This window comes from Rhodococcus sp. FH8, assembly GCF_019266085.1.
Classification (GTDB): Bacteria; Actinomycetota; Actinomycetes; order Mycobacteriales; family Mycobacteriaceae; genus Rhodococcus_F; species Rhodococcus_F qingshengii.
In genome coordinates, this window is the sequence record NZ_LPNQ01000068.1 from 3480 (window position 1) to 21757 (window position 18278).

The 18278-nt window shown below is 63.1% G+C and carries 20 protein-coding genes and 1 pseudogene; 6 read left to right on the plus strand and 15 right to left on the minus strand.

Annotation, left to right across the window (positions count from 1 at the left end; genetic code table 11):
• The 14 genes and pseudogenes from ATN38_RS32830 to ATN38_RS17745 all read right to left on the minus strand — a co-directional run.
• A pseudogene (locus ATN38_RS32830) lies at positions 1-300 on the minus strand (hypothetical protein); the annotation flags it as partial.
• Positions 297-1397 (minus strand): ATPase AAA, encoded by a 1101-nt coding sequence (locus tag ATN38_RS17685; RefSeq protein WP_042926277.1) that lies wholly within the window; start codon positions 1395-1397, stop codon positions 297-299. The pseudogene ATN38_RS32830 and the gene ATN38_RS17685, both read right to left, overlap by 4 nt.
• Before the next feature lie 388 nt (positions 1398-1785).
• Positions 1786-2595 carry a hypothetical protein gene (locus ATN38_RS17690; protein ID WP_128638076.1) on the minus strand — a complete coding sequence of 270 codons (810 nt, stop codon included), beginning with the start codon at positions 2593-2595 and terminating at the stop codon, positions 1786-1788.
• Between the two features lie 340 nt (positions 2596-2935).
• A complete protein-coding gene (arsA, locus tag ATN38_RS17695) occupies positions 2936-4693 on the minus strand; it encodes an arsenical pump-driving ATPase (RefSeq protein ID WP_003944661.1) in 1758 nt (585 codons plus the stop codon).
• Positions 4694-4709: 16 nt separating this feature from the next.
• Positions 4710-5117, minus strand: coding sequence for an arsenite efflux transporter metallochaperone ArsD (gene arsD, locus ATN38_RS17700; protein ID WP_003944649.1), 408 nt, complete (start codon positions 5115-5117; stop codon positions 4710-4712).
• A gap of 31 nt (positions 5118-5148) precedes the next feature.
• The gene (locus ATN38_RS17705; RefSeq protein ID WP_003944597.1) at positions 5149-6231 is read right to left on the minus strand and encodes an ArsO family NAD(P)H-dependent flavin-containing monooxygenase; all 1083 of its coding nucleotides are present in this window, start codon (positions 6229-6231) and stop codon (positions 5149-5151) included.
• 53 nt (positions 6232-6284) lie between these two features.
• On the minus strand, positions 6285-6692 hold the full coding sequence (locus ATN38_RS17710) for a low molecular weight phosphatase family protein (RefSeq protein ID WP_003944607.1): 408 nt from the start codon (positions 6690-6692) through the stop codon (positions 6285-6287).
• A gap of 27 nt (positions 6693-6719) precedes the next feature.
• The gene (trxB, locus tag ATN38_RS17715; RefSeq protein ID WP_003944628.1) at positions 6720-7706 is read right to left on the minus strand and encodes a thioredoxin-disulfide reductase; all 987 of its coding nucleotides are present in this window, start codon (positions 7704-7706) and stop codon (positions 6720-6722) included.
• A 41-nt stretch (positions 7707-7747) separates the two neighbouring features.
• The gene (locus tag ATN38_RS17720) at positions 7748-8164 is read right to left on the minus strand and encodes an arsenate reductase ArsC (RefSeq protein WP_003944644.1); all 417 of its coding nucleotides are present in this window, start codon (positions 8162-8164) and stop codon (positions 7748-7750) included.
• A complete protein-coding gene (gene arsB / locus ATN38_RS17725; RefSeq protein ID WP_003944591.1) occupies positions 8161-9249 on the minus strand; it encodes an ACR3 family arsenite efflux transporter in 1089 nt (362 codons plus the stop codon). The genes ATN38_RS17720 and arsB overlap by 4 nt, the downstream gene beginning before the upstream one ends.
• Positions 9246-9629, minus strand: a complete 384-nt coding sequence (locus ATN38_RS17730) for a helix-turn-helix transcriptional regulator (protein ID WP_037131620.1) — start codon at positions 9627-9629, stop codon at positions 9246-9248. Before ATN38_RS17730 ends, arsB begins: the two co-directional genes overlap by 4 nt.
• Before the next feature lie 24 nt (positions 9630-9653).
• On the minus strand, positions 9654-9980 hold the full coding sequence (locus tag ATN38_RS17735; RefSeq protein WP_003944646.1) for a DUF3349 domain-containing protein: 327 nt from the start codon (positions 9978-9980) through the stop codon (positions 9654-9656).
• A 36-nt stretch (positions 9981-10016) separates the two neighbouring features.
• Positions 10017-10688 (minus strand): arsenate reductase ArsC, encoded by a 672-nt coding sequence (locus tag ATN38_RS17740; RefSeq protein WP_011331629.1) that lies wholly within the window; start codon positions 10686-10688, stop codon positions 10017-10019.
• A complete protein-coding gene (locus ATN38_RS17745) occupies positions 10685-11377 on the minus strand; it encodes a helix-turn-helix domain-containing protein (protein ID WP_003944613.1) in 693 nt (230 codons plus the stop codon). The genes ATN38_RS17740 and ATN38_RS17745 overlap by 4 nt, the downstream gene beginning before the upstream one ends.
• A 231-nt stretch (positions 11378-11608) precedes the next feature.
• Between ATN38_RS17745 and pstS the strand changes: the two genes are divergently transcribed.
• The 6 genes from pstS (at position 11609) to ATN38_RS17775 (ending at position 17470) form a co-directional block, all read left to right on the plus strand.
• Entirely contained in the window at positions 11609-12736 is a 1128-nt protein-coding gene (gene pstS / locus ATN38_RS17750) for a phosphate ABC transporter substrate-binding protein PstS (protein ID WP_003944624.1), read from the plus strand.
• A gap of 14 nt (positions 12737-12750) precedes the next feature.
• On the plus strand, positions 12751-13815 hold the full coding sequence (gene pstC, locus ATN38_RS17755; RefSeq protein ID WP_374104622.1) for a phosphate ABC transporter permease subunit PstC: 1065 nt from the start codon (positions 12751-12753) through the stop codon (positions 13813-13815).
• Positions 13812-14714 (plus strand): phosphate ABC transporter permease PstA, encoded by a 903-nt coding sequence (gene pstA, locus ATN38_RS17760; protein ID WP_003944617.1) that lies wholly within the window; start codon positions 13812-13814, stop codon positions 14712-14714. Before pstC ends, pstA begins: the two co-directional genes overlap by 4 nt.
• A 21-nt stretch (positions 14715-14735) precedes the next feature.
• Positions 14736-15512, plus strand: coding sequence for a phosphate ABC transporter ATP-binding protein PstB (gene pstB / locus ATN38_RS17765; protein WP_003944636.1), 777 nt, complete (start codon positions 14736-14738; stop codon positions 15510-15512).
• Between the two features lie 91 nt (positions 15513-15603).
• Complete coding sequence (locus ATN38_RS17770) at positions 15604-16353, plus strand: response regulator transcription factor (RefSeq protein WP_003944618.1); 750 nt, start codon at positions 15604-15606, stop codon at positions 16351-16353.
• A gap of 52 nt (positions 16354-16405) precedes the next feature.
• Complete coding sequence (locus tag ATN38_RS17775) at positions 16406-17470, plus strand: helicase associated domain-containing protein (protein WP_011331631.1); 1065 nt, start codon at positions 16406-16408, stop codon at positions 17468-17470.
• Positions 17471-17830: 360 nt separating this feature from the next.
• Here ATN38_RS17775 and ATN38_RS17780 read toward each other — a convergent pair whose 3' ends face one another.
• Positions 17831-18253: a heavy metal-responsive transcriptional regulator gene (locus ATN38_RS17780; protein ID WP_011331632.1), complete on the minus strand. Its 423-nt coding sequence runs from the start codon at positions 18251-18253 to the stop codon at positions 17831-17833.
• Positions 18254-18278 lie beyond the last annotated feature (25 nt).

Below are 18278 nucleotides of genomic sequence, written 5' to 3' on the forward strand. Positions count from 1 at the left end.
GTGCACCGGCTTCGGCAAGGACTGCCCCCGCACACCGTGTGCCCGCAGCAAGTGCCCGACCTCGTGCAGCAACACCGCACCCGCCACCGGCACCGGCCACGCACCCGCCCCCACCAACAACGCCGGATCTAGATAGAGCCGCCATTGCGCATCCACCGCGAACGTGCCCAACCCCGGTGCAGCAACAGGCTGCGCCGCGAACAATGCCCGCATGAAATACGGCATCTGTTCGGCAGAAACCAGTCGTGCCAGGCGAAACGCCCGCAACTCATCCGGCGCGAGGACCCGAACCCCGCTCATGCTGCCGCCTCCATCAGACCCGCAGCGGTCAACATCGGCGCGAACCGACGAGCAGACGCCGGGACAGTCGCCTTCGCCGGTCGCGCCTTCGCCAGCGTGCGCGCCGCCGCGCCCGCCACGTCCGGTGCGCCCGCCTCCGCAGCCGCGATCAGCGGACCCCACGCACTGCGCCAGGCCTCCACCGTGCCCCGTCCCACCGCCCACGCCGTGACACCGGACAGCACCGCCCACACCAGATCAGGACGCGACTGCCAATCGAACGCCGAATCGGGATTCTCCACCACCGCAACCGGATCGGGAAGATCCGCGCTACGCCGCCACTCCAAGAACTCCACGCCCGCGCCCTCACCGATCAACCCGAACACCGCCGTGTTGATCGCCGCGTTGTCGTCCTCCCGCAAATGCGGCAACACCGCCGCCAACATCGACCACGTACGACGCGACGGCCACGCACCACCGGTCTGCGCAGCCGACGACGGAAACGCATCCAACGCATCAGGATTGCGCTGCACAAAGCCGGTGATCGAACTGCGCACCAACGCAACCCGTTGCTCATCGGTGGCCACCGCACGCGAGGCAGGCGGTGCACCCCACCCCGTCGCCATACCGTCCAACCACTCATCCACAGACGGCGTGAACTCCACATGGCAGAACCGATTCGCCAACGGCGCTTCCAACTCGTACCCACCAGCAGCGCAATCCGGAGGATTCGCCCCCGCAATCACCCGAGTCCCCTTCGGCAACTGCACATCACCGACAGTCAAATCCAACGCCACCGCCAACATCGCCGCCTGCACAGCAGGCGGACTCGTCGTCAACTCGTCCAAAAACAGATACCCACCACCACCGGCAACCAATTCCTTCGCCCACGCCGGAGCCTCCAACGCCACACCGTGCTCCCGCACCACCGGCAACCCCGCGAAATCCGACGGCTCACGCAACGACCCCAACACCGTCTTGCACAACACCCCATCCGCCGCAGCCAACCCACGAACCAAACTCGACTTGCCCATACCCGGACCCGAAATCAACAACGACGGCACACCCGCCCGCCCATTCGCATCCAACACAGTCACAGCAGTAGCCAAATCAGCCACAGGAATCCTCCAGAATCGAGCGAACTGGTCAGGTCCGCTACCGAATTAGACTCCCCAATTATATAGGTTGACCTGCGCAAATAGGCGCTAGAATCGTTTCTCACGTCCCCGGCGCACCCTGTGCCGGGGACGTGAGAAACCACTACCTCACCGGCCGCCGGCACCACCGCAGACAGGCGAAGGAAAGGTGGCTACAAGACCGCGATTTCGACCTCCGATCAGCGGTCCCCAGCATGCCGACCTCTACGACATCTTTTCGGGCCGGCATCTGCACACAAGAAGTCAAACCTGCGAAACGCCACGCTAAAAAGCGGATAGACCGCAAACGATGTCCGGGCTTGGCTGTCAGCTCTTGAGCTCGCCGACCCACAACACCTCAAACAACCCGTTACTCAAGTCGAAATATGTACGGAGAGTTCGTTTCACCGTCGATACGACGCTGAAACTCAACTTGGACTTGCTGCAGCAACTCGAGGTCGTCCCAAGCAGATGAGTGATCCTTGCTCTGTTCTCGAGAGTCAAACAACAGATTCACCCACCGGGCATTGTGGGATGACCACATCACAAAGAAGACATCCGGCCACATCACCCAGACGGTGTCTACGCCAACAATCCCGTCCAGTGGGTTCAGAAGGTGTGCCACGATAGGAGCAACGTCCATTTCAACGACGGGATAGTCAAAGGGATGGGCAATCAGAAATATGTTCTTCGAGTGCGCAACCCTCACTTTCTTGTTTAGTTGGCGGAGCGCGCGATCAATCTGATTGAGGCCTTCACCTGCCAGGACCTCGTTTACAGTCGTAACAGCTGCGGTGAACGTCGTCACCATCGGAATTTCGCCACGCCCAAGGGATTGATCAATCGTGGCGTCAAACTTTCGGTACCAAAGACCAATCGATTTCACTTCGAAGTCCGCAAACCTCTTATTCGCCAAACCCATCGACGATATGGGGCTGCGCTCCGATTTCGAATGCGAAAGATCGAAGATCAAGTCTGGTTCGCCAGCACAATCAACGCTAGTCGGCGCACAGGCTAGGAATGCAGTCGTTGAAATGGCGGCTAGGTCCTCGCCCGATCTCACTTTCAGTTTTCGAAGCACCTCGTGCGGCAACGCACGGCAGAGCTCGTCGACCGCCCACCATAAAGTTCGTTGCGGTATCACCACTACGTCACTGCCCTTTGCGCCCGGATCGAGCATGAACTTATAGTCGCACATCGCAAAGCAAAGCCCCGGGAGTTCGGGTCACTTCAATCCCGGGCTTCGGCGATAGCATCAGCGGTCACCAGCATGTCGATCTCAACAACATTGGTTCCGCCGGCATCGGTGACGCGCACGGTTACTCCGGCGAGCTTGTGTACCGTCGGTCATTGACCGCAGAGGGGAAACCGAGATGCTGTTGTCTTCCTGGCGAGTGTGTATCACCGAGAGTCGTGTGGTCCGACCCCGGATCACGGCATACCGGAGCGCGGCGAGAGAAGCCGTCGCCACCATATCCAGCCAACGAAAATGACCAGCCAGAAGTCGATTCCTACTCCCGTCAGGCCTTACTCAACGCCGCCAATGCATCTGTGCCGACGGGTTCTTCGGCGAGCATCGGGACGATGGCGGTTCGCTGGCTGTATTTGTTTGTGATGCTGTCGATTTCGGTGATCTCTCCGGCTGCGCGTTGCTGCAGGAGCGTCGAGGTCGGTTCGGCTGCCGCGAGGGAGTTGTTGACCACCCACGCCCAAGGGTGAATGCCTGCGCGTTGCAGGTCGGCTTGCAGACCGGCGGCCTCGAGGACAGGTGTGGTTTCAGCGAGGGTCACGAGTAGGACTTTCGTGGCGTTCGGGTCCTGGAGCCGCATGAGCGGGGTGGTGAAGTTCGTGTTCTCACCCATTTGGCGGGCGATTTCCCGGTGGTAGGAGCCGGTGGCGTCGAGCAACAACAAAGTGTGCCCGGTCGGGGCGGTGTCGACGACGACGAATTTGCGGCTCGATTCGTGAATCACCCGCGAAAACGCCTGAAAGACCGCCACTTCCTCGGTGCAGGGTGATCGGAGGTCTTCGGCGAGGTTCGCGCGTCCGCGTTCGTCGAGGTTCTTGCCTTTGGTGGTCAGAACCCGGGTGCGGTACTGCTCGGTGGCTTCGGCGGGGTCGATTCGGGAGACCTGGAGGTTGTCGAGTTCCCCGTTCAAGGTTTCTGTCAGATGTGCGGCCGGGTCGGTGGTGGTCAGGTGCACCTGGTGGCCGCGTTCGGCGAGGGCGACAGCGATGGCGGCTGCGATGGTGGTCTTGCCGACTCCGCCTTTGCCCATGCACATGATCAGGCCGTGATCGTCGGTGTCGAGTTCGTCGATCAGGGATGAGAGCGGAGCACTGGGTAGCTGCAGGGCCGGGTCCGCTGAGGCGGCGGATACCGGGCTGAGGTCGGGGGTGAAGAGGCTTTCGAGTGCGTCGATGCCGACGATATTGGTCGCTTTGAGCGGGACCTGATCGGTGGGCAGCTGCGCCAATTCGTCGGGCAGGCCGGCTATCGCGGCTTGTTCACGCCGGTAGATCGCGGTCGCGAGTGGATCGGTGTCGTCGCCCGGTGCCGGGAGGACACCGTTGATCACGACATGCTGATGGGTCAGTCCGATGTCGGCGAGTTCGCGGTGGGTGCGGGTAATTTCGGCGAGCGTCGAACGCTGGGCGCGCGAGACCAGGACGAGGCGGGTCCGCTGCGGATCTGCGAGCGCGGCAACAGCGTCAGCGTAGATGGCTCGCTGCTTCTCGAGCCCGGACAGCGGCCCCAGGCACGATGCGTCGCCCCTACCGTCGTCGAGGAACTCGGTCCACGATCCGGGAAGCTGCAGCAGCCGGATGGTGTGCCCCGTCGGAGCGGTGTCGAAGAGGACATGGTCGAAGTCGGCGGTGATGTCGCCTTGGCAGGAGAGCAGTCCGGTGAACTCGTTGAACGACGCTATTTCGGTGGTGCAGGACCCAGAGAGCTGTTCGGCGATCGCCGCGATCTCCTTCTCGGGGAGCAGTCCGCGGACGGGGCCGATGATCCGCTCGCGATAGGCGGCGGCGGCTTGTTCCGGGTTGATCTCGAGCGCCGACAATCCGGGAGCGGCGGGAATGTCGGTGATGGTGTTGCCGATGCTCACGCCGAAGACCTGCCCGACGTTGGAGGCGGGATCGGTGCTCACGAGCAGCACTTTCTTCCCGGCGCGGGCGAGGGTGATCGCGCTCGCGCAGGCGATGGAGGTCTTTCCGACACCGCCTTTGCCGGTGAAGAACAGGAATCGGGGTGCATCGTTCAGGAACTTCATTGCGTTGTGGGTGCTTTCAGCAGCAGGTGGTGGAGTCGGCGTCGTCGGTGGAGCAGCATGCTGAGCCGTCGGCGAGTCCGAGCATGGCGATCCCGGCCGGCGCGTCCGCGGCTCCGGCTTCGGTGATGCCGGCCCATTTCGCGAGCTGGTTGCGGGTGGGATAAGTACCGGTCAGGGCGGTGACTCCGTCGACGATCGCCAGCGGGAGTCCTTCGGAGCCTGAGATTTTGAGGAATGCTGCGACGGTGTCGTTTCCGGCGAAGGCAAGGGGGTCGTTGGCGAGGTTGTGACGGGTGATGGTGCCGCCGTTGCTCGCGACCCAGTCGAGGTCGGCGGTGAAGGTGATCAGCGCTTGGTCGACGTCGTCGCCGCAGACGCCGGTGTTGCAGCACAGGGCGGGTTCGAATACTTCGATGGTGCTCATGATGTGTCCTCTGTTTTGTTTCGGATGTTGCTCAGATGGCCGGGACTGTGAAGAGGTCGTCGTCGAGTGCGGTGATGGCGTCGCGGGCGGTGCGGCCGACTCCGATCAGGGTGGCCGATGCGGGACCGGTCCAGTCGCCGTATCCGAGGAAAATCAATCCGGGTTCACCGGCGACGTGCGCTCCGTCGAGTTCGATGCGTCCGGTGTCGCCGTCTCGGAGTCCAAGGGGCTGAAGGTGCCGTAGCGCGGGGCGGAATCCGGTGCACCAGATAATGGCGTCCACCTGTTCGACGTGATCGCCGAATCCCAATCCGGTGGCGGTGAGGCGGTCGAACATCGGGTGCGCCACCATCACGCCGCGCTCGCGGGCGGCTTGGACCGGGGGCACCATCACGATGTCGCCGAGGCCGGCGATGCCACCGGAATCGGTTTCACCTGAAGCGATTTCACGGGCATGTTCACGGGCGACGTCGAAAAGGATCCGGCCGTCGACGTCGTCGGGCAGGAACCGCGGTTCCCGGCTCGTCAGCCAGAGTGTCTCGGCGACGGTGGAGACTTCGGCGACGATCTGCGCGGCAGAGTTTCCGCCGCCGACCACGGCGACCTTGCTACCGGCGAACGGGGTCGGCGAACGGTAGCTGGTGGTATGGATTTGGGTGCCGGTGAACTCGCGGATACCGGGGTAGATCGGCCAGAATGGTTGCCGCCACGTCCCGGTGGTGTTGACGACGGCCCGCGCGGACCAGCTGCCGTGATCGGATTCGACGAGATACCCGTCACCGGAGCGGGTCACGGACGTGACGCGGACCGGGCGGCGGACCGGTAGGTCGTATCGGGTCTCGTAGGCGGTGAGGTAATCCACGACGTGTGAGGCGGGCGGGAAACCGGGACTCCAGCCCGGCATCGGCCAGCCGGGCAGCGAGGAGTATTCGGCTGGTGAGAACAGGTGCAGTGAGTCCCAGTAGTGCTGCCAGGATCCACCGGGCGCTGTTTCGGCGTCGAGGATGACGAAGTCGCGGCCGGAGCGGCGCAGGTAGTACCCGGCGGCCATTCCGGCTTGACCACCACCGATCACGACAACGTCGACCGTGATCGGTGTCCCTTGCGAGTGCACGAGTGTCCTTTCCTTATCCAGATCTTCTGCTGACAGCCGGGGTGATACGTCGATTACGTGGTCAGACGCCCGGCCAGGGCGTCGACGCGGGCAGCGATGTCGTCGCGGACCAGCCGCATTCGTTCGATTCCGTCGATGCCGCGTTCGGACGGCTCGTCGGTGTCCCAGTTCTCGAAGTCGGTACCGGCGACGGGATCGACCTTCGCTTCGCTGCCCAGGGTGACGACGAGGTCGACATTGCGCACCAGTTGCGGATCGATCAACGTCGGGGTCTCACCGGAGATGTCCACCCCGACCTCGAGGAGCGTTTCGGCGGACAGGGCGTTGACCGCGTCGCCGGGTTTGGTGCCGGCCGAGTACACGTCCACCTGGTCGCCGGCGGCTTTGCGCATGAGGCCGGCGGCCATCTGGGATTTGCCGCCGTTCTTGACGCACACGAACAGCACTGAAGGCTTGCTCATCGAAGTTCCTTTCGCTGGGTGTGGGAGTCAGACGGCGTCTACGGTGTGGCCGGCTGCGTCGAGCGTGTTGGCGGTGATGTCGCCGCGGTCGGCCAGCCAGCGTTCGGCGTCGATTGCTGCGGAGCATCCGGTGCCGGCAGCGGTGATCGCCTGACGGTACGTGTGATCGACCAGGTCACCGGCAGCGAAGACGCCGTCGACGGAGGTCGCGGTGGAACCGGGAGCGACGCGCACGTATCCGGCGTCGTCGAGATCGACCTGGTCCTTGACGAGCTCACTGCGCGGGTCGTGGCCGATGGCGACGAACATGCCGGTGATCTCGAGTGTGGAAGTTTCGCCGGTGACGGTGTCGCGCACGACGAGGCCGGTGACGCTGTTCTCACCGAGCACCTCGACGGGCTCTGCGTTGGTCAGGAAGCGGATCTTCTCGTTGGCCTTGGCGCGCTCGAGCATGATCCGTGAGGCGCGGAACTCCTCGCGGCGGTGCACCAGGGTGACCGAGCGAGCGAAGCGGGTGAGGAAGGTTGCTTCTTCCATCGCGGAATCGCCGCCGCCGACCACGACGATGTCCTGGTCACGGAAGAAGAAGCCGTCGCAGGTGGCGCAGGCGCTGACGCCGCGGCCGAGGAGGCGTTCTTCACCGGGAATGCCCAGGTAGCGGGCTGCTGCGCCCATGGCGAGGATGATCGCGTGCGCGGCGTAGGTTTCGCCGTTCGCGACGACCGTCTTGATCGGGCCGCTGAGATCGATCTCCTCGACGTCCTCGGTGCGGATGTCGGTGTCGAAGCGCAGTGCCTGCTCGCGCATCTGTTCCATCAGATCGGGGCCCATGATTCCTTCGCGGAATCCGGGGAAGTTCTCGACCTCGGTGGTGGTCATGAGGGCGCCACCGAACTGGGTTCCCTCGAAGAGCAGGGGCGCGAGCTCAGCGCGCGCGGTGTAGACACCAGCGGTGTAGCCGGCCGGTCCGGAACCGACAATGATGACGTCATGGACCGCGGACGGGATGGTCATAGTGTCTCTTTCACGGGATCGAATACGGGCAGTACGAGCGGTCAGCGCGATACCGACGGGGCGGTGAGTTCGCTGATCAAGGCTTGGACGCGGGTTTTGATCTCGTCGCGGATCGGGCGAACCGCGTCGATGCCTTGGCCGGCGGGATCGTCGAGGACCCAGTCGCGGTAGCTCTTGCCGGGGAAGATCGGGCAGGTGTCGCCGCATCCCATCGTGATCACGACATCCGAATCCTGCACGGCGTCGGTGGTGAGGATCTTCGGGGTCTGGGCAGAGATGTCGATTCCGAGCTCGGCCATCGCCTCGACCGCGGCGGAGTTGATGGTCTCCGCGGGGGCAGATCCGGCGGAGCGGACCTCGATGGCATCGCCGGCGAGGTGGCTCAGGAATCCCGCGGCCATCTGCGATCGGCCGGCGTTGTGGACACAGACGAACAGGACGCTGGGCTTGTCGGTCATGGGGCTGAAACCTTTCCGTCAGTGGGTGTGAAGCGTTTGCGTAGAGCAAGGGAGACATAGACCAGCCCGACGAGCACCGGTACCTCGATCAGCGGGCCGACTACGCCGGCAAGAGCTTGCCCCGAGGTGGCGCCGTAGGTGGCGATGGCTACGGCGATCGCGAGTTCGAAGTTGTTGCCCGCGGCGGTGAACGCCAGGGTCGTCGTGCGTTCATAGCCCAATCCGATTGCGGCGCCGAGGACGTAGCCTCCGCCCCACATGAGCGCGAAGTACGCGAGCAAGGGCAGCGCGATCCGGACGACGTCCCAGGGCTGGGAGGTGATCTGTTCGCCCTGCATCGAGAAGAGCACGACGATGGTGAACAGCAGACCGTAGAGCGCCCAGGGGCTGATCTTGGGGATGAACTTGTTGTCGTACCAGTCGCGGTCTTTGGCGCGTTCACCGAAGAAGCGGGACAGAAAACCTGCCAGCAGCGGGATACCGAGGAAGATCAGGACCGATTTCGCGATCTGCCAGGGCGAGGTGTCGATGGTGGTCTGTTCGAGGCCGAGCCACCCGGGCAGGACCGAGAGGTAGAACCAACCGAGCACGGCGAACATGATCACCTGGAACACCGAGTTGATGGCGACCAGCACCGCGGCGGCTTCGCGGTCTCCGCAGGCCAGGTCGTTCCAGATGATCACCATCGCGATGCAGCGAGCGATGCCGACGATGATCAAACCGGTTCGGTATTCCGGCAGGTCAGGCAGAAACAGCCAGGCGAGGGCGAACATCAGCGCCGGGCCGAGAACCCAGTTCAGGAACAGGGAGCCGGCGAGGAGTTTCTTGTCCCCGGTGACAGTGTCGAGGCGGTCGTAGCGAACTTTCGCCAACACCGGGTACATCATGATCAGCAGGCCGAGGGCGATCGGTAACGAGATGCCGTCGATCTGCACCTTGTCCAGGGCAGTGTTCACGCCGGGGATCCAGCGTCCAACCAGCAGGCCGACGACCATGGCCACGCCGATCCAGACCGCCAGATAGCGGTCGAGGGTGGAGAGTTTTCCGACGACTTCGGGGTGTTCGGTACTGGACGGGGCGCTCATACGGCGGTCTCCTGTGGGACGTCGGCGGCAGTGGATGATGCTTCCACGAGCAGAACGGCGGAAAGTTGTTGCAGGGCTGCGGGTATCACCCAGTAGTACACCCAGGTCCCGCGACGTTCGCAGTCGAGGAGTCCGGCCTGGCGCAACACCTTGAGGTGATGCGAAATCGTCGGCTGGGACAAGTCGAAGGTGTCGGAGATGTCGCAGACGCAGGCTTCACCGCCCTCGTGGCTGGCCACCAGGCTCAGCAGTCGCAGCCGGACGGGATCGCCGAGCGCTTTGAACATCCGGGCCAGATCACCAGCCCAGTCTTCGGTCAACGGTTCACGGTTGAGTGGCGAACAACAGGCGCCGGTCTCCGCCACATCTTGATTCGACATACATCAATATTGACATCGATCAAATCAGTTCGCAACATGGGGCACGCCTCTGGTTCTGCAGCACGGGAAGGCCCCTTCCCTGGACGCGGATTTCTCGATGGCCGCGCATACGGCACTCAGATCGGCGGGTGAGGGCATCCGCCGTGCGACAGCCGTGATGGCCACTTGGATGTCGATGGCCTCGGTGGCCGGCTCCCCGTCGAGCGCGATCACGATCTCACTGATCTGCGCAGGTGAGAGCCGTTGATCCATCAGAGCCAGTAGCGGGCTGTGACCGTATCTCGGTGCGTCCTGCGGGTAGCCGCTGCGAAGCCAGTGCACAAAAGCGGTGACCACTGCCGGAATGAACATGAGAGACCTTCTTCGCAAGGAATTCATCGACGAGCATCAGTGCTGGGCGGCGATGTCGATCTCGTCGAGCAATGTGAGTACTCGCCGTTCGATCTCGTCACGGATCGGGCGGATCGCGTCGACTCCGAGACCTGCGGGGTCGGGAAGGACCCATTCTTCGTAGCGGCGTCCGGGGAAGATCGGGCATGCATCTCCGCAGCCCATCGTGATGACGACGTCGGCTGCGCGGACCACTTCGTCAGTCCATGGCTTGGGGTATTCACCGCTGATGTCGATGCCACGTTCGGCCATTGCTTCGATGGCTGCTTCGTTGACGCTGGTGCCGGGTTCGGATCCGCCGGACCATGCGACGGCACGTTCCCCGGCGAGTTTTTCGAAGAATCCCATGGCCATCTGGGAGCGTCCGGCGTTGTGCGTGCACAAGAACAACACGGTGGGTTTGCCGTCGTTGGAGAGTCCTTCGACCTTGGCCAGGGCGCGTAGTCGCTGCCGGGCGAAGCGTTCGGCCAGGAGAGGGAGGTAGTTGACGACGGAGGCGCGGCCGGCGAACTGGTCGTAGGACGAATGCAGGAACCGCTCGATGGTTTCGGTGTTGAAGACGTCGGTGAATTCCGTGGCCAGGTGTGCGGCGGCGCTTTTGAGGGCTAACCGTTGATCGATGGTCAGGTCGTCGCGGTGATGTGTTGTGGTGCTGAGGTTGTCGGTCATGAGAGTTCTCCGTTCGGGAGGCAATGGGGGGCGAGTCGAGCGACTCGGTGGTCGATGTCGTCGAAGGCTCGGTCGAACGCTGCGGCACTGCCGGTGCGGGCAGGGTCCGGAATCGACCAGTGAAGAGAGTTCGGGTTTTCGCGCATTTCTTCGTGGGCGTTGTCGCACACGGCGATGACCATGTCCCCGGGTGCGAGGACATCGGCGACATCGGCCGGGCGCGTGGCGTCGAGAGGTAGGTCGTGGCGGCGGGCGGCGGCGAGGGCGCCGCTGTGAATTCGGGGAGCGGGGTGGGTGCCGGCCGATGCTGCCGGGATGTGGGATTGCTTGTTCCACAACGCCGCGGCCAGTTGCGAGCGCGCGGAATTGTGGGTGCACACGAACACGATCCGCGTCGCGGTCAAGGGCGACGAGGTAGGAACGAGCACCTCCAGCGCGGTGGGCTGGAGTCGTAGGTAGGTACGGCGCTTGTCACCTTCGGATCTCGATCGGTGCACGAGACCAGCGCGTTCGAGGACCCCGAGGTGGTGGGCGAGCAGGTTCGAGGAGATGGAGAGTCGGCGTTGCAGTTCCGAGGGCGATGCGTCGCCGAGGACGAGCATGTCGACGATCGACAACCGTGCCGGATCGGCCAGGGCGCCATAGAGAGCGGCGCGTTGTTCGAGCGAGAACTTTTGCTCAATAGTCATTGAGTCAATACTCACTGAGTTAATTTGGGATTGTCAAGCAATACCTGCCGGTAGCCGGGCTGTTCATTCAACTTTCGCCCATGGATTCATGTTCCGTTCATTTTCGCAGCGATATCCGTTCATCCCCGGCCTCTAGGTTCATCACCCGAGCGGCAATCAGCGCTGCTCAGTGTCACTCGATCTCGGTGGCCGCGCGCCGCGCGAGCAACCCCGATACTTCGAAGGAACTACGTGAAGCTCAAGCGATCTGGCGCCGCCCTCAGTGTGCTGGCGGCCAGCACCCTCCTGCTTTCAGCGTGCGGCAGCGACAACAACACCGGCGCGACGGGTTCGACCGGATCTACGGGCGCGGGCTCGACCTCGAATGTCGAGTGCGGCGGCAAGTCGGCACTCAAGGGCAGTGGTTCTACCGCCCAGGCCAACGCCATGACGCGTTTCGTGAATGCGTTCGAGCAGGCGTGCAGCGGGCAGACTCTCAACTACACGTCCAACGGCTCCGGCGCCGGTGTGAGTGAGTTCATCGGAAACCAGACCGACATCGGTGGTTCCGATTCGCCGCTCAGCAAGGACAAGGGCGAGTACGACCGTGCGAAGGAACGCTGCGCCAGCGACGCCTGGAACCTTCCCGTCGTGTTCGGTCCGCTCGCGGTGACCTACAACGTCAAGGGTGTCGACGATCTCGTCCTCGACGGCCCCACCGCTGCCAAGATCTTCAACGGTGCGATCACCACCTGGGACGATCCGGCGATCAAGGCTCTCAACGAGGGCGCTTCGCTGCCGTCGGAGAAGATCAACGTGATCTACCGCAACGACGAGTCGGGCACCACCGACAACTTCCAGAAGTACCTCGACGCAGCCTCGGACGGCGCCTGGGGCAAGGGCGCGGGTAAGTCGTTCGTCGGTGGCGTCGGTGAGGGCGCCAAGGGCAACGAGGGCACCTCCGCCGCCATCAAGAGCACCGAAGGCGCGATCACCTACAACGAGTGGTCCTTCGCCAAGGCTCAGGACCTGCAGACCGCCAAGATCGTGACCTCCGCCGGTCCCGAACCGGTCGAGATCACCACCGAGACCGTCGGCAAGACCATCGCCGGCGCCACCATCAAGGGTGAGGGCAACGACCTCGTGCTCGACACGTCCACCTTCTACAAGCCCGCCGAGACCGGCGCGTACCCGATCGTGCTGGCTACCTACGAGATCGTGTGCTCGAAGTACCCCGACGCCGAGGTCGGCACCGCTGTCCGCGCGTTCCTGCAGTCCACGATCGGCGCCGGCCAGAACGGTCTCGAGGAAAACGGGTACATCCCGCTCCCGAGCGCGTTCCAGCAGAAGCTGACCACCGCAGTCAACGCGATCTCCTGATTGCCTGATCAGCGATGGCTCTGCACCCCGACGACGTAACCCGCTCCCCGGAGACGCCCACTGCGGCGGCTCCGGGGGCGGGCGGAAAGATACCCGGCATGCCTGATCACAGCGGCAAGACTTCCCCGACCATTCCCTCGTCTCTTTCGACCGGAAAACACCAGTTCGGTGACAAGTTCTTCCGGTGGCTGGCCACCGGTGCCGGTGCCACGATCGTCGTCTCCATCGGCCTGATCGCCATCTTCCTGCTCATTCGCGCCATCCCGTCGCTGCAGGCGAACAACGCGAACTTCTTCACCAGCACCGAATTCGTCACCAGCGATGCATCGAATCTGCGTTTCGGTATCCGTGACCTACTGACGGTCACCGTGCTCAGTTCGGTGTTCGCTCTGGCGATTGCGGTGCCGATCGCACTGGGTATCGCTGTGTTCTTGACGCAGTACGCGCCAGCGCGTCTCTCCCACGCTTTCGGCTCGATCGTCGATCTCCTCGCCGCAGTGCCCTCGATCGTGTTCGGTCTCTGGGGAATTTTCATCCTCGCCCCCAAGCTCAGCCCGGTCGCGGAGTTCCTCAACGACAACCTCGGCTGGTTCTTCCTCTTCAGCGAAGGCAACGTCTCCTTGACCGGCGGCGGAACCATCTTCACCGCAGGAATTGTTCTCGCGGTGATGATCTTGCCGATCATCACCTCCGTCACCCGTGAGGTCTTCCGCCAGACACCGCGCTCGCAGATCGAAGCGGCACAGGCCCTCGGCGCCACCAAATGGGAAGTCGTGCGTATGACCGTGCTGCCTTTCGGGCGCAGCGGCATCATCGCCGCGTCGATGCTCGGTCTGGGTCGCGCTCTCGGTGAAACCGTGGCCGTGCTGATCATCTTGCGTTCGGCTGCCAATGCCTCGACCTGGTCGATCTTCGACGGCGGTTACACCTTCGCCTCGAAGATCGCCTCTGCAGCGGCAGAGTTCAGTGCTCCCCTTCCGACCGGCGCGTACATCGCCGCTGGTTTCGTCCTCTTCGCATTGACCTTCGTCGTCAACGCACTCGCTCGCATGGTCGCGAAAGGCAAGGTCAACGGATGAGCGCCGATCTCCTCGATGCGCCGGCCAAGGCGCCGACGTTCCAAAGCATCAGCACCAGCCGCAAAGCCAAGAACGGTATCGCCACCGTACTGTTCTACGCTGCCTTCGGTATCGCGCTGATTCCTCTGGTGTGGGTGCTGTTCACCGTCATCGAAAAGGGATGGCGCGCCATCACCTCCTCCGGTTGGTGGACGAATTCTCTGCAGGGTGTGCTTCCGGAACAGTTCGCCGGCGGCATCTACCACGCGCTGTACGGCACCTTGATCCAAGCAGCGATCGCAGCGCTCATCTCCGTCCCGCTCGGCATCATGGCCGCGATCTACCTGGTCGAATACGGGCGCGGAGCCTTCGCTCGCACAGTGACCTTCATGGTCGACGTTCTCGCAGGTGTGCCCTCGATCGTTGCGGCGTTGTTCGTTTTCAGCCTGTGGATCGCCACCCTCGGATTCGAACAGAGCGCTTTTGCCGTCTCGCTGGCGCTGGTGCTGCTGATGCTGCCGGTCGTCGTACGCAACACCGAGGAAATGCTCAAGCTCGTCCCGGACGAGCTTCGGGAAGCCTCCTACGCACTGGGCGTCCCGAAGTGGAAGACGATCATGCGCATCGTCATCCCGACCGCGATGCCGGGCATCATCAGCGGAGTCTTGCTCTCCATCGCCCGAGTCATGGGTGAAACAGCTCCGGTCCTCGTGCTCGTCGGCTACTCCCGCTCGATCAATTTCGACGTCTTCGAAGGCAACATGGCCTCGCTCCCGCTGCTGATCTACACCGAGCTGATCAACCCGCAGCCTGCAGGCCAGCTCCGAGTGTGGGGCGCAGCCCTGACGCTGATCATCGTCATGGCACTCCTCAACCTTCTTGCGGCGCTCGCGACCCGCTTCCTCACCAACAAGCGCTAGAAACGGACAGGAACACCAGACATGGCCAAGCGCCTCGACATCAAAGATCTCAACATCTACTACGGCAAGTTTCACGCTGTCGCCGATGTGGGCCTGTCCGTCCCGCCCCGGAGCGTGACCGCGTTCATCGGTCCGTCCGGCTGCGGAAAGTCGACGGTCCTGCGCACTCTCAACCGCATGCACGAAGTAATTCCCGGTGCGCGCGTCGAGGGTTCGGTCCTGCTCGACGGCGAGGACATCTACGATTCCAGCGTCGATTCGGTAGGCGTTCGCAAGACCATCGGCATGGTCTTCCAGCGACCCAACCCCTTCCCGACCATGTCCATCAAGGACAACGTCGTCGCCGGCCTGAAACTGAGCGGTGAACGCAACAGGAAAAAGCTCGACGAGGTGGCCGAGCGTTCGCTGCGCGGCGCCAACCTGTGGAACGAGGTCAAGGATCGCCTCGACAAGCCCGGTGGTGGCCTCTCAGGCGGTCAGCAGCAGCGTCTGTGCATCGCGCGTGCCATCGCCGTCTCGCCCGACGTCCTGCTCATGGACGAGCCGTGCTCCGCGCTCGACCCGATCTCGACTCTCGCGATCGAGGACCTGATGACCGAGCTGAAGAAGGACTTCACCATCGTCATCGTCACGCACAACATGCAGCAGGCTGCGCGTGTGAGTGACCAGACGGCTTTCTTCAACCTCGAGGCAACCGGCAAGCCCGGTCGACTCGTCGAGATCGACGACACCGAGAAGATCTTCTCGAACCCGACACAAAAAGCCACCGAGGACTACATCTCCGGTCGCTTCGGCTGAGCGACACTGTGGCTGTGCGGGCAGTCGACCTCCTCCTCACCGGCTACTTCAGGTGAGACAATGGGTACGTTCTGAAATAGGGGGTCGACAGTTGACTATCGAATTGCGTCAGCCGGACCGGGAGGTCGCTGCGGGAGCGCATTACGGCTACTCCTTGGCCGATTCGCATACGCGTCTGCTTCTGGCGGAGCCGGACCCAGCCACCGCTGCGCAGTTCATGGCGGCCGCCGACCACATGGGGATTCGCACCGACTGGTGCCGTGACGGTGCCGAGACTCTACTGGCGGTGGGTGCAGAGGTGCCGACCGTCCTGATCTTGGCTGCTCACACCGACAACGTCGACGCCGCCCGAGTGGTGGCCACGATTCGAAGCCGGTCCGATGTTCCGATCCTGGTCGGTGCAGCCAAGTCGGGCGACGAGCGCATCGTGCGCGAAGTCCTCGCCGCGGGCGCGTCGGCGGTCGTTGCCCGCCCGTACGACATCACCACCATTGCTCCGTTCGCCGGCATCACCGCGCTCTCCCTCGCCGAAGACAGTGTCGTCACCGCCGGACCGATCCGGGTCAACCCCAGTGGCTACGAGACCCGCGTCGGAAACCGCGAAGTGCAGTTGACGCAGCGGGAGTTCGAACTGCTCGTCTACTTGATCAAACGCCGCGGCCACGTCGCCAGCCAAAGCGAGATCAGCCTCGCAGTCTGGGGTCACAGCGCCGAAACGAACACCGTCGCGGTGCACGTGAAGCGGCTACGTGAAAAACTCGGCTCGGACACCCAGCACGGACAGTTCATTCGCACCATCCGCGGCGCCGGCTACCGCCTCGCTCCTTCCTTGTGTGCATGAACCCATCAGCTCCCTGCGGTAGCAGAACCCGGAAGAACTCCCAGGTCGTGTGATGGGCGCACCCACCGACGACTGGGAATCAGGATTCCGAGCACTGACGAAGTTCGTCGAACTCAAAGGTCATGCCGGCCCGGCAGGTCGAGTCCATGCGTTCGGAATCGATCTCGGCGGCTGGGTGGCACGTCGACGGATCGCATACTGGGACGGCACACTCTCCGCCGGTGAAGCCGACCTCCTCGAAAACCTACCCGGCTGGACCTGGGGGAAACCGCGACGCAAAAGTTGGCGAGCAGCACTGTCCGCATTATCGGACGAGCTCGCCGCGCGCCCCGACACGGACCTGTCGTCGACTCTCGTGATCGATGGTATCGATCTGGTCGCATGGGCGAACGCCCAGCGCACAGCCCACCAGAATGGCGAGCTCACCGACACCCAGATTCTCATGCTCGAAGCCCTACCCGCCTGGATGTGGGACAACGACACCGTTCGTTGGGAAACCGGGCGCTCTGCACTCGAGATGTACCTCCGAGAGCACGATGGTGCCGATGTCCCTCGCTCAGCGCGCGCCAACAGCTTCGACGTGGGCAAATGGGTGTTCCGCTGCCGAGAAGAGCATCGCGCCGGCACCCTGCCCCCGGATCGTATCGCCGAACTGAACAAGCTCCCAGGGTGGCGATGGGGCCGCGAGAGCGACGCGTGGATACAGGGGATCTCGGCCCTTAAGGCCTACACCGCCATCCACGGAACAGCCTCCCCCCGACAATCAGAGATCCTCGACGGGTTCTCCCTCGGACAGTGGGTCCACCACCGGCGCCGCGACTACAAAACCGGCACCCTGGCGATCGAGAAAATCGCCGCCCTCGAAGCGCTGCCCGGCTGGGACTGGGATCCTTTCCAAACACAATGGGAGAGAGGGTTTTCCGTATTGACTCAGTTCGTCGCGAACTCCGGTCATGCTCGACCATCCAAGAGCGCGGTCACCGGAACTTATCCCCTCGGCGAATGGGTCAGCACCCAACGAAAACACCACCACCGAGGAATTCTGTCCGACGCCCGCTCCGCACGACTCGAACAACTTCCAGGTTGGCGCTGGATCGACGACAAACAGCACGAGTAAACCCGGCAAGTGAACCGTCGCAAGACAACCCCACTCATGCTCGCCAGCAACCTTGGATCACAGCGATGCAGGTTTCGCAGAGGATTCCTGCTTTCCAAGGCAAGGCGAAGTGCACATGGCTCCCTGGGAACGAAAGTTCCGGAAACGCTCAATGGTGACCTCGGCCCCCGAGTGGCGGCGCCTGTCAATTCCCGCACCCGGAGAATCCGCCGAATCGATGTTCCCGACAGATCCCGACACCACTACTTCTGCACCGGACTGATCAACACACCGGCAACACCGCTACAACCGCTTCGCTCACCTCATCACATTGCTGAGCGCCGAACCTGCTGAAACAGGGGGGTGCACCCGCAATCGATTTCACGATTCAGCAACACCGTCCTGAGGCTCAGATTCCAGGATCCAGCACACACCGACATCGTCGGTTTCCGGCGGAATCCCACTTTCCGCTCGACCCAGCAGCGCAACAAGGTTTGTTTCGAGGGTGGCAAGTTCGCGGATCTTGCCACGAACCTGGGAGAGATGCTCCGAGAGCATCTCCACGACCTGCTCACAAGGAGCCGCCCCGCGGTCATGGGTGGTGAGGATCTGGCGGATCTCTCGCAAGGTGAGACCTGCAGACTGGGCGCTGCGGACGAACCGCAAACGCGAAAGAGATTCCGGACCGAAATCCCGGTAGCCGTTGGACTTTCGGACCGGGACGGGAATCACCCCACTGTCCTCGTAGAAACGCAGCGTCTTCGGGGCAACGCCACTCCGAGCGGCCAGTTCACCAATTTTCACGAGATCCTTGACCTTCCATCGCACT